Below are 20,592 nucleotides of genomic sequence, written 5' to 3' on the forward strand. Positions count from 1 at the left end.
GGCAGCTGCGCGGATGAACCCGCGGCCACCACCGCACGCGCCTGCGCGAGCCGCGCCGCCGCGGCGGCCAGCGTCGGGCTGCCGGCCAGCGCGCGCTGCTCCAGCGCATCGAGCTGCGCGTCGCCGAAGCGCAGCCACCACGGGCCCTTGGCGGCCGCGTCGTCGGGCGAGGCGGTGCGCCACGGCGCATCGAGCGCCCAGGTGACGGGCATGTCGGGCTTCGGCGGCTGGTAGTCCGGGCCGGCCGCGCACGCTGCCAGCAGCAGCGCTGCCGACACGACCGCGAGTCGCCGCGTCACAGCGCCCCCTTGGCCGGCGCCGCGTCCTTGGCTGCCGGTGCGATCGCGACCTCGTCGCCATCGGTCAGCGAGTCCGACGGATTCAGCACCAGCCGCTGGTTTGCTGCCAGGCCGTCGAGCACCTCGACGTTCTCGCCGTAGTTGCGGCCGAGCGTCACCGCGCGCAGCGTCACGCGGCCGCTCGCGTCGACCAGCGCGACGCGCGTGCCCTCGGCGCGGAACAGCAGCGCATTCGCCGGCACCAGCACCGCCTGGCTGGCCGCCAGCGGCAGCGACACCTGCACGTAGGCGCCGGGCAGCAGCGTGCCATCCGGGTTCGGCAGCGCGATCTCGACCTGCATCGTGCGCGTGCCGGTGTCGATCGACGCCGCGGTGCGCGCCACCGTGCCCTTGAAGCTCTGCCCGCGCAACTCGCCCTGCGTGACGACCACCGGCTGCCCCGCCTTCACCAGCTGCGCATACGACTGCGGCACGTTCACGTAGACGCGCAGCGGATCGGTCTGCGACAGCGTGAACAGCGGCTTGCCGCTCATGTCGATCAGGTCGCCCACGTCGACGTTGCGCCGCGTGATCACGCCGGCGAACGGCGCCACCACGCGCTTGAAGCCCTCGAGCTGGCGCAGCCGCTGCACGTTGGCGTCGGCCGCGGCCAGGTTGGCGCGCGCCTGCGCGGCACTGCTGCGGCGCTCGTCGAGGTCCTGCTGCGAGACCACGTCTTTCTTGCGCAGGCTCTCCCAGCGCTCGACCGTGCTCTTCGCGAGCTCCAGGCTCGACGACGCCTGCTCGCGCGCGGCCATCGCCTGCGTGAGCTGCTGGTCGAGCTCGGGCGATTCGATCTCGGCCAGCACCTCGCCGCGCTCGACGCGGCTGCCGATGTCCTTGGTCCAGCGCCGCAGGTAGCCGGTGGCGCGCGCGGCGATCGGCGATTGCACGAAGCCTTGCAGCGTACCGGGCAGCGCGAGCGTCTGGCCGGCATCGGCGGTCTTCGGCAGCGCGGTCTTCACGTACTGCTTCGCGCGCTCGGCCGTGCCCGCCTCCAGCGCCTTTGCGGTGCCCATGCGGCTGATCACGGTGCGGCCGGCGCCCAGCGCCAGCAGCAGCAGCACCGCGAGCGCGACCCAGCGCATGCGGCGCGCGACGGCGCGGCGCTCCAGCGGATCGGCCAGGTGCAGGGCGTGCTCGGGATCGTTCGGATCGGCGGCGTGGATGCCCAGTGCCGCGTGGCGCTGCTCGGTCATGGGGTCAGGTCTCCTGGAGGCTGGCGGCCGGCGGCAACGCGGCCGCCGGTGGGATGTGGTCGCCGCGCGCGGCATGGCGGTGCGCCAGCCAGCGGTGCACGCCGGCGAACACCACCGGCACGAAATAGAGGGTCGAGACGGTCGCGAACAGCAGCCCGCCGATCACCGCGCGGCCGAGCGGCGCGTTCTGCTCGGCGCCTTCGCCCAGGCCGAGCGCCATCGGGATCATGCCGATGATCATCGCGAGCGCCGTCATCAGCACCGGGCGGATCCGCGTGGCGCCGGCTTCGAGCGCGGCCGACAGCGCCGGCACGCCCTCCTGCTGGCGCTGCCGCGCGAACGACACCAGCAGGATGCTGTTCGCGGTGGCCACGCCCATCGTCATGATCGCGCCGGTGAGCGCCGGCACGCTCAGCGTGGTGCCGGTGATGAACAGCATCCACGCGATGCCGGCCAGCGCCGCCGGCAGCGCGGCGACGATGATCAGCGCATCGATCCAGCTCTGGAAATTGACGACGATCAGCAGGTACACCAGCACGATCGCCATCGCGAGGCCCACGCCCAGCCCGATGAACGAGGCCTGCATCGTCTGCACCTGGCCGCGCAGCACCAGCTGGCTGCCGCGCGGCAGCTTCGGGCGGATCTCGTCGACCAGCGCCTGCACCTTGCCGGCGACACTCGCCAGGTCGGTGCCCTGCACGCCGACGTACACGTCGATCGCCGGCAGGATGTTGTAGCGCGAGGCCACCGCGAGCTGCCGGCCCGGTGCCGCCTCGACCAGGTTGCCCAGCAGCTGCGTGCCGCTCGCGGCCGCGGTGCCCGAACCCCCGCCCCCGCCGACCGCGCCGACCGGCAGGTTCAGCAGCGCGTCCAGCGAATCCACCTTGTACTGCGGCGTCTGCACCGCGATGTTGTAGACCACGCCGTTCTGCGGGTTCAGCCAGAAGGCCGGCGCCGTCTGCGAGCTGCCCGACAGCGAGATCAGCACGTTCTGCCCGACGTTCGACGCGGTGAGCCCGAGCTGCTGCAGCCGCGAGCGGTCCATCGTGAGGTTCAGCGCCGGCAGGTCGTTGCGCTGGTGCACGTGCGCATCGACGGCGCCGGGGATCTCGCGGATCTTGCGCGTCAGCTCGGCCGCCAGCACCGCATTGGCGGCAAGGTTCTGGCCGGTGAACTGCACGTCGATCGCCGCCGGCAGCCCGAAGTTCAGGATCTGCGTGACGATGTCGGCCGGCTGGAAGAAGAATTCGGTGCCCGGGAAGCGTTTCGGCAACTCGGCGCGCAGCAGGCTCACGAACTCGTCGGTCGGCCGGTGGCCTTCCTTCAGCGAGAGCTGCAGCTCGCCATCGAGCGTGCCGATGGTGCCGGCGTTGCTGTACGACAGGTTGATGCCGCTGTTGGGCACGCCCAGGTTGTCGAGGATGGTCTCCAGCTGGTCGGCCGGGATCAGCTCGCGGATCACCGCCTCGACCTCGTCGGCCAGCCGCGCGGTCTCTTCGATGCGCGTGCCGGTGGGCGCGCGCAGGTGCAGCCGGATCTGGCCCGAATCGACGCTCGGGAAGAAGTCGCGCCCGAGGAACGGGATCAGCCCGCACGACAGCACGCAGAACAGCGAGAAGCCGATCACGAAGCGCTTGCGCTGCGACAGCAAGGCCGACAGCGACAGCGTGTAGACCCGGCGCACGCGCTCGAACTGGCGGTCGAAGGCGAGGTAGACGCGCTGCAGGGCGTTCGGCTTCGCATCCTTCGGGGCCGCGTGCGACTTCGCCATCAGCAGCATCACCAGCGTCGGCACCAGCGTGCGCGACAGAAGGTACGACGCGATCATCGCGAACACCACCGCCTCGGCCATCGGCACGAACAGGAAGCGCGCGACGCCCGACAGGAAGAACATCGGCACGAACACGATGCAGATGCACAGCGTGGAGACGAAGGCCGGCACGCCGATCTCGCCGGCGCCGACCTCGATCGCCTCGATCAGCGGCGTGCCCAGGTGCAGGTGGCGCTCGATGTTCTCGATCGTCACGATCGCCTGGTCGACCAGGATGCCCACCGACAGCGCGAGGCCCCCGAGCGTCATCAGGTTCAGCGTCTCGCCGAGCATCTGCAGCACCAGGATGGACGCGAGGATCGACAGCGGGATCGTCGCCGAGATGATCAGCGTGCTGCGCCAGTTGCCGAGGAACAGCAGCACCATCGCGGCCGTCAGCAGCGCGGCGATCACCGCCTCGGCGATCACGCCCTTGACGGCTGCCTTGACGAACACCGACTGGTCGAAGAGGGGCGTCACCTTCACGTCGGCCGGCAGCGTCTGCGCGGCGCGCGGCAGCAGCGCGCGCAGGTTGTCGACGATGTCGAGCGTCGACGCGCCGCCGTTCTTCAGCACCGACAGCAGCACGCCGCGCGCGCCGTCCTGCCGCACGATGTTGGTCTGCGGCGAGAAGCCGTCGCGCACGTAGGCGACGTCGCGCAGGTAGGTGGTGGCACTGCCGTTGGTGCGCACCGGCAGGTCGTTCAGCCCGGCCACCGCGTCGGGCGAGCCGTTCATCTTCACGGTGTATTCGGTGGCGCCGAACTTCGCGGTGCCCGACGGCAGGATCAGGTTCTGCAGGTTGATCGCGTTGACCACGTCGGCCGGCGACAGCCCGCGCGCCTGCAGCGCCGCGGTGTCGAGGTCGACCGAGATCAGCCGGTTCTTGCCGCCGTAGGGGAACGGCACGGCGACGCCGGGGATCGTGATGAGCTGCGGGCGCAGCTGGTTGACCGCGGCGTCGAACACCGACTGCTCCGGCAGCGTCGGGCTCGACAGCGCGAGCTGCACCACCGGAATGCTGGAGGCCGAGTACTTGATCACCAGCGGCGGCGTGGTGCCCGGCGGCAGCTGCCGCACCTGCGTCTGCATCGACGCGACGACCTGCGCGATCGCGGTCTGGATGTTGGCGGTCGGCTGGAAGAAGACCTTGATCACCGCGACGCCGTTCAGCGATTGCGATTCGATGTGCTCGATGTCGCTGACGGTGGTGGTGAGCCCGCGCTCGCTCTGCGCCGAGATCCGCTGGCCCATCTCCTGTGCCGACAGCCCCCCGTAGTTCCAGATGATGCTGATCACCGGGATGTTGATCTCCGGGAAGATGTCGGTCGCCATGTTGCGCAGCGCGAACGGCGTGGCCAGCACGATCAGCAAGGCCATCACGATGAACGTGTAGGGGCGACGGAGCGCCAGCTGGACCATGGACATCGATCGAGACCTCCGTTGCGGGTCGTCGATGATAGGCAGATTCACATGGCCGCCGTGTTGCTGGTGGCGATGGCCGCCCGCGGCGAACACCCTGCGATGATCACGGCCGTCAGCCCGGCGTAAGCTGCTGGCACGCGGCGCGAGCCAGCCGCGAAGGAGCGGACATGGGCTGCCGAAGCTGTGCACTGATCCGGGGCGCGCTGGGTGCGTCGGTGGCATCGCTCGCGCTGGCGGCCGAGCCGCCGCTGCCGCCGCCGGGCAGCGCACCGAACCTGCCGAGCTGCGTGAGCACCGCCTGGATCCACTTCGGCCGCGACGACCGCGCCGCGGTGCTGGACGACGGCGACCGGCGCGCGGTGCTCGCCGAGATGCACAGCCTGTATCCGGTGCTCGAGCGCGACGGCGTGCCGGTGTCGCGCGTGGTGCTGTGGCGACAGCCTGGCGGCGAGCTGCTCTACGTGACCGCGATCGACAACCCGCGCCAGACGGGCGAGGCCTGCTTCATCGCGACGGTGTCGGCGGCGCGCTTCAGCCTGACCGCGCCGCTGCTGCGCAAGTACCTGCTGCTGGAAGCGGCCCCTTGACGGGCGCGCGCCCGGGCGATGCTCAGCCGCCGGCGCGCTTGACGGTGTGGCCGGCGCGCTTCAGGCGCTCCATCACGGTCTCGACGTGGTCGCCCTGCAGCTCGATGACGCCGTCCTTCACGGTGCCGCCGACGCCGCAGGCGGCCTTCAGTTCGCGTGACAGCAGACTCAGCGCGTCGGCATCGAGCAGCAGGCCCTTCACCAGCGTCACGCCCTTGCCCTTGCGGCCCTTGGTCTCGCGCGAGACCCGCACGATGCCGTCGCCCTGCGGCAGCGCCTTCTGCGCCTTGCACGCGCACTGGCCGATCGGCTGGCGGCAGTCCGGGCAGATGCGGCCGGTGTCGGTGGAATAGACCAGCGACGACAGGTCAGCGAGGCCGCCGGACCGGCGTTCGTTGGGGGGCTTCGGCATGGGCGTCCTTTCGGGCGGCGATGGTAACGCCGGGCCCCGGCCCATGCAGCGACGTATCCTGGTTCGATCACAAGACCAGGAGACATGCCCATGAGCCGCCCCCCCATCAGCCGCTACCCGGTGCCCGAACTCGCCGGCCTGCCCGATGACATCCACGCGCGGATCCTCGAGGTGCAGCAGAAGGCGGGGTTCGTGCCGAACGTGTTCCTGGGCTTCGCGCACCGGCCCGACGAGGCACGGGCCTTCTTCGCGTACCACGACGCGCTGCTGCTGAAGGAAGGCGGCCAGCTGACGAAGGGCGAGCGCGAGATGATCATCGTCGCGACCTCGGGGGCCAACAACTGCCTGTACTGCGTGGTGGCGCACGGCGCGATCCTGCGCGTGTACGAGAAGCAGCCCCAACTCGCCGACCAGGTCGCGACCAACTACCTGAAGGCCGACATCACGCCGCGGCAGAAGGCGATGCTCGGCTTCGCGATGAAGGTCTGCAACGACGCCGCGAACATCGTCGAATCGGATTTCGAGGCGCTGCGCGCGCACGGCTTCGATGACGAGGACATCTGGGACATCGGGGCGATCACCGCCTTGTTCGGATTGAGCAACCGGATGGCGAACCTGATGAGCCTGCGGCCGAACGATGAGTTCTACCTGATGGGGCGGGTGCCGCGAGTGAAGGTTTGATGGCGGACTGCTTGGGGTAATTCGACCGCCAGATTCCCTAGCCATATATTTGATTCATAGCGCCATCTATGCAATAGATGGCGCAGCTTGYCATTGCGCACATTTCCGATGCAGACTGCTTGAGAAATCGGCCACATGGTGCCGAAGCTAGTGGTAATACTGATGATAAATGGATCCTGCCTACCGAAGCGGTCGGCCGGCAGAATGAGTCAACCGCGCTGAAGTTGCACGTTGCGGGAGTTTAGGCACCGAGCCTGCGGATTCCGCAGGCTCGAATTTCCAGCAAGACTGGATTCACCTGATGATGAAAGACAAAAATGTTTGAAATGAGTGAAGCAGAGTGCGACGTGGCCGCAGGTGGCATGGGAGCCGGTGGAGGTGGCTCAAGTGGCGCAAATAGATCGATCACCTATACGACTTCAAGCTCCAGCAACATGGATGCAAGTCAATTCGCCATGTTCATCGATAGTTGCACTCAAGGCGCATCGCTTTGCATTGTTGGTTTGTTGTCGATGATATTTGACTGAGCGTGAAAGGGATGCGCCTCTTGGAGGCGCATCTCAGACACATTGAGCAAGAGCCGAATGCGAGTCCCATGCCGCCTACTTTTCTGAAAAGTCCTATCTGGCTGGTTCTGGTGCCTTGTGCACTGGCTGCACTCGTACTCGGAACACTTTCGCTCTACGGAATGAGCCTGACGAATGTAAAAACCAATGGAAGGGACTTGATTGTTCTCTCGGGATCTCTCGATTCCGAGCTGCTTGAACGCTACAAAGCCGCTGCTGAAAAGACGCCGAACCTACGCACGTTGCGCATCAAGGATTCCCCCGGGGGCAGAGAGTTCGTATCGGAATATCTGCGAGAAGAAGTGCGAAGGAAGAATTTGAGCGTCGAAATTCAAGGCGGCCGTGTTTCAGCCTGTGCAAACATTTATCTATCAACGCCTCGACATGACATGCTGGCCAGTAGATCAATTCGCCCCACTTATCTTCACTTTCATGGGACGTACAGCCACTCTACAGGCTCATTCCTGCATCCTGCGTCGGCAAACGATCTGAAGGAAGTAATCGAGAATACTTCTCACAAGATGCCTTTGGATCTGTATGTGCAGGCGCGAAACTCAGAGTTGCCAAATGGAGGGTTGCTGGTTTTTCGCGATCCGTTCCCGGTCGGCAGCAAGAGCTTCACCAGCTTTTTTTGTTTGGGCAATGAAAATCACCGCCCGGCAGATTGCAAGCCGCTGGCCTTTTCCGCCAAAGACTTGGGATTGTAATGAACCTGATCACCAAATCACTCGTTGCATCGCTGGGCGTGACGGCAATCATTTCCGTCGCATCCAAGGCGCTTCTTCCGGACTTACCAGTTCTATGGACGGTGGCTGCCTCAGTCATAGCCACGCTCGCTTTCACTGGGATGGTTCTGCTTTACTCGCGAATTGTCATTGCTTGGCGAGCGTACTGCTTACGTCAGGGAGCGACCGATCCGGCTTGGCTCTGGTTTCCCGACGACCCTCCTGGTTTGCGCAGAAATAATCGAAAAAGAGACGAGGCGGCTTGAATGGGGCGCAGAATACCTTGAGGATTGATAGATGCTCACATCGCCACGAGCCATTCTTAGCCGAACCAAAGCGAATCCATGGCTGTTTTCCTTCTTGGCAGCTGCTGCCGCCATAGTTCCACCGCTTGTATTGGTGACGTTGCTGCAGAGTCACTTACCCTTGGAGCACGCCGAGCCTTTTCATTCCATAGCCGACACCGTAATGCCACTGTTGGTTGCGCCACTTCTTGAATCGGCATTATTGATTCCGATGATGTTCATGGCAGAAAGAGCAGTACGAGGGGCCATTGCACCATCTCTTCTCTGTGCTTTGGTGTGGGCTGTATTGCACGGGATTACCTCTTCGGCGCAGGCAGTCGTGGCATTCTGGGGCTTCTTCATATTCAGCCTCACGCTTTTGCATTGGCGCAAAATATTGCCCAACTCATACTACTGGGTGCTTGTCCTAACTCATTTTCTCGCCAACCTGCCCGCGACAATTCTGCTCGCCTTTTGTTTCAGATGATCGGCAGCAAACTGCACGTCACGAATTCGGGGCTGCAGCGAACCTTACCACCAAATCAATCGTTGGCTAGACACACGCGTGAGAAGAGTTCCAGCGGATGAGACGTCGCCTTCATGAATACCACTACTGGTGAATGAGGATAAATTGTCGAGACGGCCCTCGCAGTTGCCACGCCCTTCCGAATCCAGTTTCATAGCAACACTTGGAGCAACATAAAAGATACGCACCCATAACATCGAATGACGTCATCTTGGTGGACATCTGTCCTGTAGAAAACTCCCAATCACTGACTAGACTTCTCAGCTTGATTGGCGAGCAGCGAGGCAAAACACCGAACCTTGACCAGTCGCATGGAGAAAATCGAATGCAGGAACTGACTCTTCAAGATACTGATGCCGTCTCCGGCGGCGAGCCCTCGGCTCAGGATTATATCGGTATCGGCTTGGGCGTTGTAGGACTGGGCCTTGGTATAGCAGCAGCACCGGTTGGTATTCTTGGGGCCACCATCGCGTTTGCCGCATCCGGCGGCGGCGGGATCTTGACCGGCAAGGGGCTTTATAAGCTGATGACTGCCAACGACTGATGAGCTCAACCGAAAATATCGCAATCTGGATCGCCTTCAGCATCATTCTGCTTGTAATTACTTTCCTATATCTGAAGACGCTCAAAGCTATCAAGGAGCGCAAGACCACTCCGCCCAGTAGCAGGAAAATTTGTATTGTATTTATTATGTCGATGGCGACAGCAATCCTGTTTCTCGTCGCAACAGCACCTTGGTCTTCCACCCTTCTGACAACAGGTGTCGGGATACTATTGGCCTCTACAGTGAGAATTATTCTCTTGAACATCAAATGAGTCACTGAAAATGCCAGCAAGCGAATCAACGCGGCGAGGCAAATAGCGATTACAGATCAGACTCTCCGAAACTCTTCCCATGACGCTACCGCTGTTCAGAGAGCAAGCCCTGCGCACGCCACCGATCGCAGCCACGGCGACATCCTGCTCACCCGCCCACCCTCCTTCGCATTGCTGACCTGCGTGTTCACAGCGCTTGCTATCGCGATCGTCCTGTTCTTCGCCTTCTTCAGCTACACCCGCAAGGCCCAGGTGTCCGGCGTGATCCTGCCGAGCGCCGGGGTGATTCGCGTCGTGTCGCCGCAGCCGGGTCTGATTGCCGAACGCCGCGTGGTGGACGGGCAACCCGTGAAGGCGGGTGACGTGCTCTTCGTGCTGAGCAGCGAGCGCACCGCCGCGACGCAAGGCAATGCCGAGCAGACGGTGTCCGACCTTCTGCGGTCGCGGCGCGACAGTCTTCAAGCCGACGCAGCGCAGCAGCTGCGCCAGTCGGCACAGCGCAAGCAAGCCACGGAACGTCGTGCGCTCGACCTGGCCGATGAAGGCCGGCGGGTCGATGAACAGCGCACGCTCCAGGCTCGCCGCGTCGCGCTCGCCGATGAAGCGGTCCACCGGTACACCGAGCTGCAGGCCGCCCACTTCATCTCCGCCGCGCAGTTGCAAGACCGTCTGGCAGAACTGCTCGACCAGCAGCAACGCCTCGGTGATCTCGAGCGTGCCGCGGCTTCGACCGCGCGGGAACTCGCGAGCAATCAGGCCGAGCTTCGCGATCTCGTCATCCAGGGCGAGCGCGACCAGCAGGCAACGCGCCGCAGCATCGCCGCCATCGAACAGGATCTCATCGAGAACGAAGCCCGTCGCCGGATCTGGGTGCGAGCGCCCCACAGCGGCATCGTCGCGGCGATCGCGGCGGAGCCGGGTCACGCCGTGGCATCCAACCAGGCCCTGGCCATCGTGTTGCCGCAAGACGGGCAGCTCGAAGCCGAGCTCTACGCCCCGTCGCGCGCCGCCGGATTCATCCAGGCCGGCATGACCGTCATGCTGCGCTACCAGGCGTTCTCGTACCAGAAGTTCGGCCAGCACGCGGGCCGCGTGCGCGAGGTGTCCCGCATCGCGATGCGCCCCGAGGAGTTTCCGTTTCCGGGTGTCGTCCCATCGACCGGTTCGGCCTCGGAGCCGCTCTACCGCATCCGCGTCAGCCTCGGGCGGCAGGACATCCAGGCCTATGGCCTCGCGCAGCCGCTCAAATCGGGCATGGCGCTGGAGGCCAGCGTGCTGCTCGAACAGCGCCTGCTCTACGAGTGGATCCTCGAGCCGCTGTACAGCATCACCGGCCGCGCCTGACGCATGGAGTTCCGCCGGCCAGACTTCGCCTTCTGGCGCACGCCACGCCTGCCCGTGATCCTGCAGACCGAGGCGGCCGAATGCGGCCTCGCCTGCCTCGCGATGGTGGCCGGCTTCCACGGCCATCGGATCGACCTGCCTCACATGCGCAGGCGCTTCCCTGTCTCGCTGAAAGGCGCCACGCTGAAGAGCCTCATCGCGATCGCGCGCGGCCTGCAGTTGCAGACACGCCCGTTGAAGCTCGCGTTGGAGCGCATCGGCGACCTGAAGCTGCCCTGCGTCTTGCACTGGGACATGAACCACTTCGTGGTGTTGAAGGCCGCGAAGGCGGGGCACGTGACCCTTCATGATCCAGCCGTCGGCGAACGGCGCCTCACGATCGACCAACTGGGAAAGCACTTCACCGGCGTCGCGCTGGAAGCCTCGCCCGATGCGCAATTCACGAAGAAGGAAGAGCGCCAGCAATTCCGTCTGTTGTCGCTGATGGGCCGGGTGAGCGGGCTGCGAGCCGGGCTGCTGCAGTTGCTGCTGCTCGGCCTCGCCCTGCAGGTCTGCGCGCTCACCGCCCCGTTCTACCTGCAATGGGTCATCGACGAGGCCGTGGTGTCCGCCGACCGCGACCTGCTGACCGTTCTCGGCATCGGCTTCCTGTTGCTGATGCTGCTGCAAGGCGCGCTGTCGGGCGTGCGTTCGTGGATCACCACGGTGCTCGCGACCCACTTCAACTTCCAATGGCTCGGCCATGCCTTCGGGCACCTGATGAAGCTGCCGCTGGCTTGGTTCGAGCGGCGACACCTGGGCGACATCGTCTCGCGCTTCGGCTCGATCCAGACCATCCAGCGCAGCCTGACCACGCAGTTCGTCGAAGGCGTCATCGATGGCGTGCTGGTGCTTGGCACGCTGGTCGTGATGGGGCTCTACAACCTGCGGCTCACGGCAGTAGCCTGCACCGCCGTGATGCTCTACGCACTGCTGCGGTGGACGATCTTCCGCTCGATGCGCGAGGCCACCGCCGAGCAGATCATCCATGCCGCCCGGCATCAGAGCCACCTCATCGAATCGGCGCGCGGCGTGCAGAGCCTGCGCCTGTTCAACCGCGTCGACGAGCGCCGCATCGGCTACATGAACGCGTTGGCTGATCAGTTCAATGCCGACCTGCGGATCGCTCGGCTCAGCGTCTCGTACCAGACGGCCCACACGCTGCTGTTCGGCGCCGAGCGCGTGATCGTCGTCTGGCTGGCGGCGCTCTCCGTGCTCGACGCGCGCTTCTCGGTGGGCATGCTGTTCGCCTTCATCAGCTACAAGGATCAGTTCACGCAGCGCATGGCTKCGTTGATCGACAAGCTCTTCGAACTGCTCATGCTGCGCCTGCATGGCGAGCGCGTGGCCGACATCGTGCTGACGCCACCCGAAGAGGAATCGCATGACGCCGAGGTGGACCTCGGGCGGGTGCAACCGGAGATCGAGTTGAAGGGCCTGTCGTTCCGCCATGCCGATGGCGAGCCGTGGCTGTTGGAGGATGTGTCGTTGACGATTCCCGCAGGGCAGTACATCGCGATCACCGGAGCCTCGGGCTGCGGCAAGACGACGCTCGTCAAGCTGCTGCTGGGCCTGCTGGAGCCGACGGCCGGCGAGGTGCTGGTCGGCGGTGTCAAGCTGAAGCAGCTGGGGTTGCGCAACTTTCGCGAAATGGTGGCCACCGTGATGCAGGACGACCAGCTCTTCGCCGGTTCGATCGCTGACAACATCGGCCTCTTCGATCCCTCGCCGGACCTCGAACGCATCGAGACTTGTGCGCGGCTCGCGTCGATCCACGACGAGGTCAATGCAATGCCGATGCGTTACCACACGCTCGTCGGCGACATCGGTTCAGGCCTCTCCGGCGGACAGAGGCAACGCCTGTTGCTGGCGCGCGCTCTCTACAAGAATCCGAAGATCCTGGTGCTGGACGAGGCCACCAGCCACCTCGATTTGTCGAACGAGCAACAGGTCAACGCATCGATCAGGCACCTCGCGCTGACACGCATCGTCGTCGCCCATCGACCGGAAACCATCGCGATGGCGCAACGCGTGGTGGTGCTGCAGCACGGGCGCATCGTGCGGGATCTCGAGCAGCCGGCATTGCAAGGCGCGCACTGAGCACTACACGATCAGCAGGCCCTCGGCGGTCCATTGCTGGACCGTGCCGACCACCCCGACCACATCGCCAGCGATGTTGCACAGCGCGCTGAAATCCTCGCCCCGCATCGCCGCCGCGAGCAACTGCACCTCGAGCGCGCTCGTCACCGTCCGCCAGCGCGTCTCCAGCACCGGCCGCCAGACGATCAGCTGGTGCTCGCCGGCTTCCGGCTCGGCCAGCTCCGGCTCGTCATCGCCCTGCAGCGCCCGCCACGCAGGCTCCACGTGCCAATCGAGCGCCAGTACCTGCACGCTCGGGTGAAAGCGCAGCACGCGCTGCGGCCAGCCATCGACGGGCAGCGCCGCCAGCTCAGCCGGCGTCATCGGCGTCGCATCCGCCGCATCAAAGGCATCGCGCAACGCCCACTCCATGCGCGCCAGGTCGACGAAGGCCGGATGCGGCACCCGATCCGGGTTGGCCGCCATGAACTCTGCGAGCCGATGCCCGAACCAGCGGATCGACGGCTGCCGCGAGGGATGCGCCTGCAGGTAGGCCTCGGCCAGCGCGTCGAAGGCCTCGTCGCCCATCGCGCGCGGCAGCACGCCGTGGTTGTCGCGCAGCGCCGCCGCCAGCCGCGCGCGGTAGGCGTTCTGGTAGATGCGCAGCAGCGGCTCGTGCTGCACCGGATCGCGCAGCAATCCTTCGGGAGCCGCCGCGCCGAGCATCGCGGTGTGCAGTTCGCGCTGCTGGCGCATCAGTGCGTTCATGCGGCCACCGCCACCTGCAGCGCCGCGGCTTCCACCGCGCGCGCCTGGTCGAGCTCGGCCACCAGCTCCGCCAGCGGCGGGATGTGGTCGTCGCGCTCGATCATCGCCGGCACGTGGCCGAGCCGCTGCACCGTGTAGCCATAGAGCTCCCACACGGCCGGGCACACCGGGTGGTCGTGCGTGTCGATCAGGTAGCTGCCGTGGTCTTCGTGCCCGGCCAGGTGGATCTGCCGCACGCGCTCGCGCGGCATCGCGTCGATGAAGCGCCGTGCATCGAAGCCGTGGTTCACGCTGCTGACGTGCACGTTGTTGACGTCCAGCAGCAGCTCGCAATCGGCGCGCTGCAGCAGCTCGGCGATGAACTCCCACTCGCTCATCTCGTCGGCCGCGAAGCTGACGTAGCTCGACACGTTCTCCAGCACCAGCCGCCGCCCGAGCACGTCCTGCACCTGGCGCACGCGCGGCACCAGGTGGCGCAGCGCCGCCTCGGTGTACGGCATCGGCATCAGGTCGTGCAGGTTGTGGTGGTCGACACCGGTCCAGCACAGGTGGTCGGACACCCACGCCGGCTCGATGCGCTGCGCCAGCGCCTTCAGGTCGCGCAGGTAGCCGGCGTTCAGCGCGTCGGTGCTGCCGATCGACAGCGACACGCCGTGCATCGCCATCGGGTGGTCGCGGCGGATGCGGTCGAGGTGGTGCAGCGGCTTGCCGCCGGGCACCATGTAGTTCTCCGAGATCACTTCGAGCCAGTCGACGCGCCGCGCGAGTGCGCGGTCGTCGCTGCAGAAGTCGCGGTAGTGCTCGGTGCGCAGCCCGAGCCCGAAGCCTTGCAGCGCGGTGTTCATGTCCATGCCGGCTTCGGGCGCCAGGTCTTACTTCAGCACCGTGCCACCGGCGCTGGTGCATTCGGCGGCGGTCTTCTTGCCGACCCAGCCCTGGCCCTTGCAGCCGTTCTGGCCCTTGCACTCGCTCTTGGCGGTCTTGCAGTCGGAGGTGCCCTTGCAGCTGTTGACGCCAGCGCACTTGACGCTGCCTTCATCGGCAGCCTGCACGCTGGTGGCAACGGTGCCCAGCGAGAACAGGGCGGCGGCGGTGGTGGCCAGGGCGAGGCCGGACTTCAGGTTCAGCATGATCATTCCTTCAGGTTGATGTGGGATGCAGCCGAGGATGAATCCCTCGCACTGGCCGGACTCTGTCGGCGTCCAGCCCACGTCCTTACACACCTTTCTTCATCGTCGTTCAGCCGCTTCGACTTGCCGGGCGGTACAGATGAACTTCCGGTGGAACGTTGCGTGCTGCGCCTGCGACTCACGGGACCCTGGGAAAAACCCTGGCAACCGGAATGCACAGCATGAACGACCCGATCACCACCAAGCCCTCGTCACGCCTGAGCCTCGCCGTGCGGGGCGCATTGCGGGCGCCCCGCTGGCTGGCCGCTGCCATGAAGCGGATCCAGCGTCCCGCGCCGGGCAAGTCCTCGTTCCATGCCGATCCGCTATCCCGTCTTCAGTCATTGAAGGCAACTCTTGCGAAGAGCGCGACGCCCGAGAGCGACATCAACGACTTCGTCAACGAACACGGACCCCATTTCACGGCGGGCGATGTGAACCGCTTCACCAACGCGCTGCAGCATCCCGGCGGATATGCCATGGCGGTGGACAACCTCATCGCGGCCTACGAACGGGAGCAGGTGCACGGGCCGAAGGTCTGACCGGCCCGCCCAGCCCGGCACGCGTCGGGTGCAACCCTTCGACGGACGGGCCTTCGGCAAGCTCAGCCCCTGCTCAGGGCGAACGGGTGTGTGCTGTTGAGAAATCCGGATTGCATCCGGGCAACTTCAGCACTTCCGCCATCGCCACCGCCGTCGCCTCGACGTTGCCCGAGTTCAACCCCGCCACGCACATGCGCCCCGAGCGCACCAGGTACACCGCGTGGTCCTCGCGCAGCCGGTCGCACTGCTCGGCCGTCAGCCCGGTGTAGCTGAACATCCCGCGTTGGCTCAGGAAGTAGCCGAAGTCGCGGCCCGGCAGCTTGGCGCTCAGCACCGCGTGCAGCTTCTCGCGCATCGCCTTGATGCGCACGCGCATCGCGTCGAGCTCGGCCGCCCACTGTTCGTACAGCGCCGGCGTCTGCAGCACCCGCGCGACGATCTGGCCGCCGTGCGTCGGCGGGCTGCTGTAGTTCCTGCGGATCGTCGCCTTCATCTGGCCCAGCACCAGCGCCGCTTCGGTCGCGTTCGGGCACACCACGCTCAGGCCGCCGCAGCGCTCGCCGTACAGCGAGAAGCTCTTCGAGAACGAGCTCGCGACGAAGAAGCTCAGCCCCGCATCCGCCAGCGCGCGGATCGCGAACGCGTCCTGCGAGATGCCGTCGCCGAAGCCCTGGTAGGCGATGTCCACGTACGGGATCAGCTTGCGCTGCGCCAGCACCGGGATCAGCTCGGCCCATTGCGCCGCGCTCAGGTCGACGCCGGTCGGGTTGTGGCAGCAGGCGTGCAGCAGCACGATGCTCTTCTCCGGCAGCACCGACAGCGCCGCCAGCATCTCGGGGAAGCGCACGCCGCCGGTGGCCGCGTCGTAGTAGGGGTAGGTGCTGACGGTGAAGCCCGCGCCCTCGAACATCGCGCGKTGGTTGTCCCAGGTCGGGTCGCTGACCCACACGCTGGAATCCGGGAAATAGCGCTTCAGGAAATCGCCGCCCACCTTCAGCCCGCCGGAGCCGCCGAGCGTCTGGATCGTCGCGACCCGACCGCTCGTCACCGCCTCGTGCGTGGCGCCGAACAGCAGGTGCTGCACCGCCTGGCGGTAGTTGGCCGCGCCCTCCATCGGCTGGTACGGGCGCGCGCCGATCGTCTGCAGCATCGCCGATTCGGCCTCGCGCACCGCGCGCATCACCGGCAGCCGGCCGTCGTCGTCGAAGTAGATGCCGATGCTCAGGTTGATCTTGTGCGGCCGGGGGTCGCGGCCGAAGGCCTCGTTGAGGGTCAGGATGGGATCGCCCGCATAGGCGTCGACGTGCTCGAACATGGTGCTGCCTTGGGTGGAGGGGTGAGTCGGTGTCGGATGCAAATTATCCGCGACGCCCTTCAGCCCCCGCCCGGCGCGGCCGATATCCCTCGGGCGAGGCGCCGCCGATGTCCGGCCGGCACACGCACCGCCCCCGCGCAGGGCAGAGACCAGAGAGTTCCCCGAGTGACTGTCAGATCGATCCGCAACAAGGCGCACTGGGCCGCATACGCCACCGTGGTGACGCTGGCGGTCGCCGTCTTCCTGGCCGCCTGGTCGGCCCGGCAGGACCGGCTGTGGGGCGACGTGCAGGAGGCCGCGCACGAAGCGGCACGCGAGGTGGGGCTGTCGACACGCTCGGCGCGCAACAGCGTCTTCATGCTGCAGGGCGTCGCGAACGGCCTGTTCCAGCAGCAGGGCCTCGCGCTGTCGAAGGAGCACGCGGCGGCGCTCGCCGAGCGGCTGGACATCCCCGGCACCACGGTGCTGCTGCCGATCACGCGTCCCGCGCATCACATCGCGCGTGCCTCGGGCAACAACCATGCCGACTCGCCAGCCTTCAGTCTCGCCGGCCCGCCCCCGGCGCAGGGCAGCGAGAAGGGCCGCGAGATCGAGATCGCGCTCGCGCTCGGGCCGGCGCTGATCCAGGCCAAGACCACGCAGGCCGCCGCCGCCGCGGTGTACTACCTGTCGGGCCAGGGCTTCCAACTGATCTTTCCGCCGGCCTCGGACGACCTGCAGTTGTTCACGCCCGACATGCTGCGCCGCGAGCCCTACCGCGACGGCCTCGTCGAGGGCAACCCCGGCCGGGCGCCGGTCTGGTCGGCCTCGTACGACGATCCCAAGGGCAACGGGCTGATCAGCACGCTGGCGATCCCGATCGACGATGCCGACGGCCACTACCGGGCCATCGCGGCGATGGATTTCCAGCTCGACAGCCTGTCGCAGTACGTGCGCCGGCCGGCGCTCGGCATCGCGACCGCCTTCATCCTCGATGGCCATGACCGCGTGATCGCGCACCCGACCTTGGTCGGCGGCGCCTCCGACAAGGCGCCGACGCTGCAGCAGGTCGCGCAGCGCGCCGGCACCTCGGGCGACTGGAGCGCGCTGCGCACCGCGCCGGCCAACAACCGGCAGGAACTCGCCGCCGACTGGGCGCTGGTCTACGACATCGAATCCACGCCGTGGCGCTATGCGATCGTGGTCGACCGCGCGCAGCTGCGCTGGGCCGCGCTGCGCACGATGCCGCTGGAGGCCGGCGCGCTCGCCGCGCTGCTGCTGTTGCTGGGCTACGCCGAGAAACGCCGCCGCGAGGCGCTGGTGTCGCTGCGCCGCAAGGCGGCCGAGGACGTGCTGCAGGCCGCGCCTGCACCGGTGGCGGTGCTGCGCCAGGCCGACCTGTCGATCATGATGGCCAATGCGGCACTGCTGCGGCTGTTCGGCGACGACGGCACCGGCGACGCGGCCAGCGCCCGCCAGAGCGCGCACGAGCAGTTGCACGACCTGATCAAGAGCCTGTCGTCGCAGGCGCAGATCGATGCCGGCCGCGTCAGCGAGATGTGCCTGCAGCGCGGCGACAACACGCCGTTCTGGGTGCTGGTGCGCTGCGTGCCGCTGGTGCACGAGGACGAACCCGGCTGGCTGTGCAGCCTGACCGAGGTGACGGCGCTGAAGCAGGCGCAGGACCAGCTCGAGACGCTGGCCACCACCGATCCGCTGACCGGCGCGCTGAACCGCCGTGCGATCGCCGCGCGCGGCGGCGCCGAGCTGAAGCGCGTCGACCGCAGCGCCGCGAGCTTCTCGGTGCTGCTGCTGGACATCGACCATTTCAAGCGCGTCAACGACGAGCACGGCCACCCGGCCGGCGACCGCGTGCTGCAGGCGGTGGCGCGGGCCTGCCAGGGCGCGCTGCGCGAGCTCGACGTGTTCGGCCGCTGGGGCGGCGAGGAGTTCGTCGCGCTGCTGCCCGACACCGGCCACGACGGCGCGGTGACCGCGGCCGAGCGGCTGCGCAGTGCGATCGAGAACCTGTGCGTCGAGGACGACGCGGGCCGGCCGATCCGCCCGACCGTCAGCATCGGCGTGGCGGTCGCGCAGCCGGCCGGCGATTCGCTGGAGGCGCTGCTGTCGCGCGCCGACACCGCGCTCTACGTCGCGAAGGCGGCCGGCCGCAACCGCGTGTGCGTGGCGCCCGCGGGCAACGCGCCGGCCGAGGTGGTTCAGGCCGCAGTCGTTCAGGCCGAGAGTGCGGCCTCGATGTCGGCCGACAGCGATTCCGGCGTGTCGGTCGGCGCATAGCGCTTGATCACCTGGCCGTCCTTGCCGACCAGGAACTTCGTGAAGTTCCACTTGATCGCCTTGGTGCCGAGGATGCCCGGGGCTTCGGCGGTCAGCCACTTGTAGAGCGGGTGGGCATCGCTGCCGTTCACGTCGGTCTTGGCCATCATCGGGAAGCTGACGCCGTAGTTCAGCTGGCAGAACGACGAGATCTCGTCGTTGCTGCCGGGATCCTGGTGGCCGAACTGGTTGCTCGGGAAGCCGACGACGACGAGTCCCTTGTCGGTGTATTTCTTCCACAGCGCCTCCAGCCCGGCGAACTGCGGCGTGAAGCCGCAGGCGCTGGCGGTGTTGACGATCAGCAGCACCTTGCCGCGCTGGGCCGCCAGCGGCGCCGGCTTGCCGTCGATCGTGGTGGCTTCGAAGTCGTAGGCCGTGGTCATGGTGGTTCCCTTCAGTTGGAGAATGCGGCGATGCCCGTCTGGGCGCGGCCGAGGATCAGCGCGTGCACATCATGCGTGCCCTCGTAGGTGTTGACCACCTCCAGGTTCACCAGGTGCCGCGCGACGCCGAACTCGTCGCTGATGCCGTTGCCGCCCATCATGTCGCGCGCCAGCCGGGCGATGTCCAGGCTCTTGCCGCAGGAGTTGCGCTTCATGATCGACGTGATCTCGACCGCGGCCGTGCCCTCGTCCTTCATGCGGCCGAGCCGCAGGCAGCCCTGCAGGCCGAGCGTGATCTCGGTCTGCATGTCGGCCAGCTTCTTCTGCACCAGCTGGTTGGCCGCGAGCGGCCGGCCGAACTGCTTGCGGTCGAGCACGTACTGGCGCGCGCGGTGCCAGCAGTCCTCGGCCGCGCCGAGCGCGCCCCAGGCGATGCCGTAGCGCGCGCTGTTCAGGCAGGTGAACGGGCCCTTCAGGCCGCGCACCTCGGGGAACGCGTTCTCCTCGGGGCAGAACACGTTGTCCATCACGATCTCGCCGGTGACACTGGCACGCAGGCCCACCTTGCCGTGCACCGCCGGCGCGCTCAGGCCCTTCCAGCCCTTTTCCAGCACGAAGCCGCGGATCGCGCCGCTGTCGTCCTTGGCCCAGACCACGAACACGTCGGCGATCGGGCTGTTGGTGATCCACATCTTCGCGCCCGACAGGCTGTAGCCGCCGTCGACCTTGCGCGCCCGCGTGACCATGCTGCCGGGGTCGGAGCCGTGGTCCGGCTCGGTCAGGCCGAAGCAGCCGATCCACTCGCCGCGCGCGAGCTTCGGCAGGTACTTCTGCTTGGTCGCCTCGTTGCCGAACTCGTGGATCGGCACCATCACCAGCGACGACTGCACGCTCATCATCGAGCGGTAGCCGGAGTCGACACGCTCGACCTCGCGCGCCACCAGCCCGTAGCAGACGTAGTTCAGGGCGGCGCCGCCGTAGGCCTCGGGGATGGTCGGGCCGAGCAGGCCGAGCTCGCCCATCTCGCGGAAGATCTCGACATCGGTCTTCTCATGGCGGAAGGCCTCGAGCACGCGCGGCGCGAGGCGCCCCTGCGCGTAGTCGCGGGCGGCGTCGCGCACCTGGCGCTCATCGCTCTCGAGCTGCTGGTCGAGCAGCAGCGGGTCGTCCCACTGGAAGGCTGCTTTGGGCGTGGACATGGCGGAATCTCCGGGAGGGGGTTTCGGGTCGATGGCGCAGGGTAACGCTTGTCGCGCGTTTGTCGGCGT

Annotated in this window: 20 protein-coding genes and 1 pseudogene; 11 read left to right on the forward strand and 10 right to left on the reverse strand. The window is 66.7% G+C overall.

The window, feature by feature from the left end; translation table 11 throughout:
• From AC1DXV_RS12320 to AC1DXV_RS12330, 3 genes and pseudogenes are all read right to left on the reverse strand, one after another.
• Positions 1-299, reverse strand: a pseudogene (locus AC1DXV_RS12320) (efflux transporter outer membrane subunit); the annotation flags it as partial.
• On the reverse strand, positions 296-1,537 hold the full coding sequence (locus tag AC1DXV_RS12325) for an efflux RND transporter periplasmic adaptor subunit (protein WP_477873223.1): 1,242 nt from the start codon (positions 1,535-1,537) through the stop codon (positions 296-298). The gene AC1DXV_RS12325 and the pseudogene AC1DXV_RS12320, both read right to left, overlap by 4 nt.
• A 4-nt stretch (positions 1,538-1,541) precedes the next feature.
• Positions 1,542-4,775, reverse strand: a complete 3,234-nt coding sequence (locus AC1DXV_RS12330; RefSeq protein ID WP_477933778.1) for an efflux RND transporter permease subunit — start codon at positions 4,773-4,775, stop codon at positions 1,542-1,544.
• 164 nt (positions 4,776-4,939) lie between these two features.
• Here AC1DXV_RS12330 and AC1DXV_RS12335 point away from each other — a divergent pair, with 164 nt between their 5' ends.
• Complete coding sequence (locus AC1DXV_RS12335) at positions 4,940-5,359, forward strand: hypothetical protein (protein ID WP_477872048.1); 420 nt, start codon at positions 4,940-4,942, stop codon at positions 5,357-5,359.
• A gap of 22 nt (positions 5,360-5,381) precedes the next feature.
• Here AC1DXV_RS12335 and AC1DXV_RS12340 read toward each other — a convergent pair whose 3' ends face one another.
• A complete protein-coding gene (locus tag AC1DXV_RS12340) occupies positions 5,382-5,771 on the reverse strand; it encodes a translation initiation factor Sui1 (RefSeq protein ID WP_477933780.1) in 390 nt (129 codons plus the stop codon).
• Positions 5,772-5,855: 84 nt separating this feature from the next.
• Between AC1DXV_RS12340 and AC1DXV_RS12345 the strand changes: the two genes are divergently transcribed.
• The 8 genes from AC1DXV_RS12345 to AC1DXV_RS12380 all read left to right on the forward strand — a co-directional run bounded on the left by AC1DXV_RS12345 (position 5,856) and on the right by AC1DXV_RS12380 (position 12,852).
• A complete protein-coding gene (locus AC1DXV_RS12345) occupies positions 5,856-6,452 on the forward strand; it encodes a peroxidase-related enzyme (protein WP_477864704.1) in 597 nt (198 codons plus the stop codon).
• Positions 6,453-6,999: 547 nt separating this feature from the next.
• Entirely contained in the window at positions 7,000-7,725 is a 726-nt protein-coding gene (locus AC1DXV_RS12350) for a hypothetical protein (protein ID WP_477933782.1), read from the forward strand.
• A complete protein-coding gene (locus AC1DXV_RS12355; protein WP_477864707.1) occupies positions 7,725-8,009 on the forward strand; it encodes a hypothetical protein in 285 nt (94 codons plus the stop codon). The genes AC1DXV_RS12350 and AC1DXV_RS12355 overlap by 1 nt, the downstream gene beginning before the upstream one ends.
• A gap of 31 nt (positions 8,010-8,040) precedes the next feature.
• Positions 8,041-8,514 (forward strand): hypothetical protein, encoded by a 474-nt coding sequence (locus tag AC1DXV_RS12360; protein ID WP_477864708.1) that lies wholly within the window; start codon positions 8,041-8,043, stop codon positions 8,512-8,514.
• 364 nt (positions 8,515-8,878) lie between these two features.
• A complete protein-coding gene (locus AC1DXV_RS12365) occupies positions 8,879-9,097 on the forward strand; it encodes a hypothetical protein (RefSeq protein ID WP_477864709.1) in 219 nt (72 codons plus the stop codon).
• Entirely contained in the window at positions 9,097-9,369 is a 273-nt protein-coding gene (locus AC1DXV_RS12370) for a hypothetical protein (RefSeq protein WP_477864710.1), read from the forward strand. Before AC1DXV_RS12365 ends, AC1DXV_RS12370 begins: the two co-directional genes overlap by 1 nt.
• Positions 9,370-9,540: 171 nt before the next feature.
• Positions 9,541-10,713 (forward strand): HlyD family secretion protein, encoded by a 1,173-nt coding sequence (locus tag AC1DXV_RS12375; RefSeq protein ID WP_477864711.1) that lies wholly within the window; start codon positions 9,541-9,543, stop codon positions 10,711-10,713.
• Between the two features lie 3 nt (positions 10,714-10,716).
• Complete coding sequence (locus AC1DXV_RS12380; RefSeq protein WP_477933784.1) at positions 10,717-12,852, forward strand: peptidase domain-containing ABC transporter; 2,136 nt, start codon at positions 10,717-10,719, stop codon at positions 12,850-12,852.
• A 3-nt stretch (positions 12,853-12,855) separates the two neighbouring features.
• On the opposite strand, the gene AC1DXV_RS12385 is transcribed toward AC1DXV_RS12380, so the two are convergent.
• Genes AC1DXV_RS12385 through bufA2 form a run of 3 tightly spaced genes read right to left on the reverse strand, consistent with a single transcriptional unit; the run spans position 12,856 to position 14,729 of the window.
• Positions 12,856-13,599, reverse strand: a complete 744-nt coding sequence (locus AC1DXV_RS12385; protein WP_477864713.1) for an HvfC/BufC family peptide modification chaperone — start codon at positions 13,597-13,599, stop codon at positions 12,856-12,858.
• The gene (gene bufB, locus AC1DXV_RS12390; RefSeq protein ID WP_477864714.1) at positions 13,596-14,450 is read right to left on the reverse strand and encodes an MNIO family bufferin maturase; all 855 of its coding nucleotides are present in this window, start codon (positions 14,448-14,450) and stop codon (positions 13,596-13,598) included. The genes AC1DXV_RS12385 and bufB overlap by 4 nt, the downstream gene beginning before the upstream one ends.
• A 21-nt stretch (positions 14,451-14,471) precedes the next feature.
• On the reverse strand, positions 14,472-14,729 hold the full coding sequence (bufA2, locus tag AC1DXV_RS12395) for a BufA2 family periplasmic bufferin-type metallophore (RefSeq protein WP_047501706.1): 258 nt from the start codon (positions 14,727-14,729) through the stop codon (positions 14,472-14,474).
• Positions 14,730-14,950: 221 nt separating this feature from the next.
• Between bufA2 and AC1DXV_RS12400 the strand changes: the two genes are divergently transcribed.
• Entirely contained in the window at positions 14,951-15,310 is a 360-nt protein-coding gene (locus AC1DXV_RS12400; protein WP_477864715.1) for a hypothetical protein, read from the forward strand.
• 73 nt (positions 15,311-15,383) lie between these two features.
• Here the strand turns inward: AC1DXV_RS12400 and AC1DXV_RS12405 are convergent, their stop codons facing one another.
• Positions 15,384-16,625 (reverse strand): amino acid aminotransferase, encoded by a 1,242-nt coding sequence (locus AC1DXV_RS12405; RefSeq protein WP_477933786.1) that lies wholly within the window; start codon positions 16,623-16,625, stop codon positions 15,384-15,386.
• A gap of 165 nt (positions 16,626-16,790) precedes the next feature.
• Between AC1DXV_RS12405 and AC1DXV_RS12410 the strand changes: the two genes are divergently transcribed.
• Positions 16,791-18,902: a diguanylate cyclase gene (locus tag AC1DXV_RS12410; RefSeq protein ID WP_477864717.1), complete on the forward strand. Its 2,112-nt coding sequence runs from the start codon at positions 16,791-16,793 to the stop codon at positions 18,900-18,902.
• On the opposite strand, the gene AC1DXV_RS12415 is transcribed toward AC1DXV_RS12410, so the two are convergent.
• A complete protein-coding gene (locus AC1DXV_RS12415) occupies positions 18,839-19,324 on the reverse strand; it encodes a glutathione peroxidase (RefSeq protein ID WP_477864718.1) in 486 nt (161 codons plus the stop codon). The two genes, AC1DXV_RS12410 and AC1DXV_RS12415, sit on opposite strands and share 64 nt — an antisense overlap.
• An 11-nt stretch (positions 19,325-19,335) precedes the next feature.
• Positions 19,336-20,523: an acyl-CoA dehydrogenase gene (locus tag AC1DXV_RS12420; RefSeq protein ID WP_477933788.1), complete on the reverse strand. Its 1,188-nt coding sequence runs from the start codon at positions 20,521-20,523 to the stop codon at positions 19,336-19,338.
• Positions 20,524-20,592 lie beyond the last annotated feature (69 nt).

Source organism: Rhizobacter sp. P3_C12 (assembly GCF_056402735.1).

Excerpts from the sequence above, each read along its gene's own strand:
- AC1DXV_RS12370 (WP_477864710.1), top strand. The coding sequence starts at position 9,097 with ATGAGCTCAACCGAAAATATCGCAATCTGGATCGCCTTCAGCATCATT.
- AC1DXV_RS12345 (WP_477864704.1), top strand. The coding sequence starts at position 5,856 with ATGCCCATGAGCCGCCCCCCCATCAGCCGCTACCCGGTGCCCGAACTC.
- AC1DXV_RS12415 (WP_477864718.1), bottom strand. The coding sequence starts at position 19,324 with ATGACCACGGCCTACGACTTCGAAGCCACCACGATCGACGGCAAGCCG.
- bufB (WP_477864714.1), bottom strand. The coding sequence starts at position 14,450 with ATGGACATGAACACCGCGCTGCAAGGCTTCGGGCTCGGGCTGCGCACC.
- AC1DXV_RS12340 (WP_477933780.1), bottom strand. The coding sequence starts at position 5,771 with ATGCCGAAGCCCCCCAACGAACGCCGGTCCGGCGGCCTCGCTGACCTG.
- AC1DXV_RS12420 (WP_477933788.1), bottom strand. The coding sequence starts at position 20,523 with ATGTCCACGCCCAAAGCAGCCTTCCAGTGGGACGACCCGCTGCTGCTC.
- AC1DXV_RS12335 (WP_477872048.1), top strand. The coding sequence starts at position 4,940 with ATGGGCTGCCGAAGCTGTGCACTGATCCGGGGCGCGCTGGGTGCGTCG.
- AC1DXV_RS12360 (WP_477864708.1), top strand. The coding sequence starts at position 8,041 with ATGCTCACATCGCCACGAGCCATTCTTAGCCGAACCAAAGCGAATCCA.
- AC1DXV_RS12400 (WP_477864715.1), top strand. The coding sequence starts at position 14,951 with ATGAACGACCCGATCACCACCAAGCCCTCGTCACGCCTGAGCCTCGCC.
- AC1DXV_RS12330 (WP_477933778.1), bottom strand. The coding sequence starts at position 4,775 with ATGTCCATGGTCCAGCTGGCGCTCCGTCGCCCCTACACGTTCATCGTG.
- AC1DXV_RS12355 (WP_477864707.1), top strand. The coding sequence starts at position 7,725 with ATGAACCTGATCACCAAATCACTCGTTGCATCGCTGGGCGTGACGGCA.
- AC1DXV_RS12385 (WP_477864713.1), bottom strand. The coding sequence starts at position 13,599 with ATGAACGCACTGATGCGCCAGCAGCGCGAACTGCACACCGCGATGCTC.
- AC1DXV_RS12325 (WP_477873223.1), bottom strand. The coding sequence starts at position 1,537 with ATGACCGAGCAGCGCCACGCGGCACTGGGCATCCACGCCGCCGATCCG.
- AC1DXV_RS12365 (WP_477864709.1), top strand. The coding sequence starts at position 8,879 with ATGCAGGAACTGACTCTTCAAGATACTGATGCCGTCTCCGGCGGCGAG.
- bufA2 (WP_047501706.1), bottom strand. The coding sequence starts at position 14,729 with ATGCTGAACCTGAAGTCCGGCCTCGCCCTGGCCACCACCGCCGCCGCC.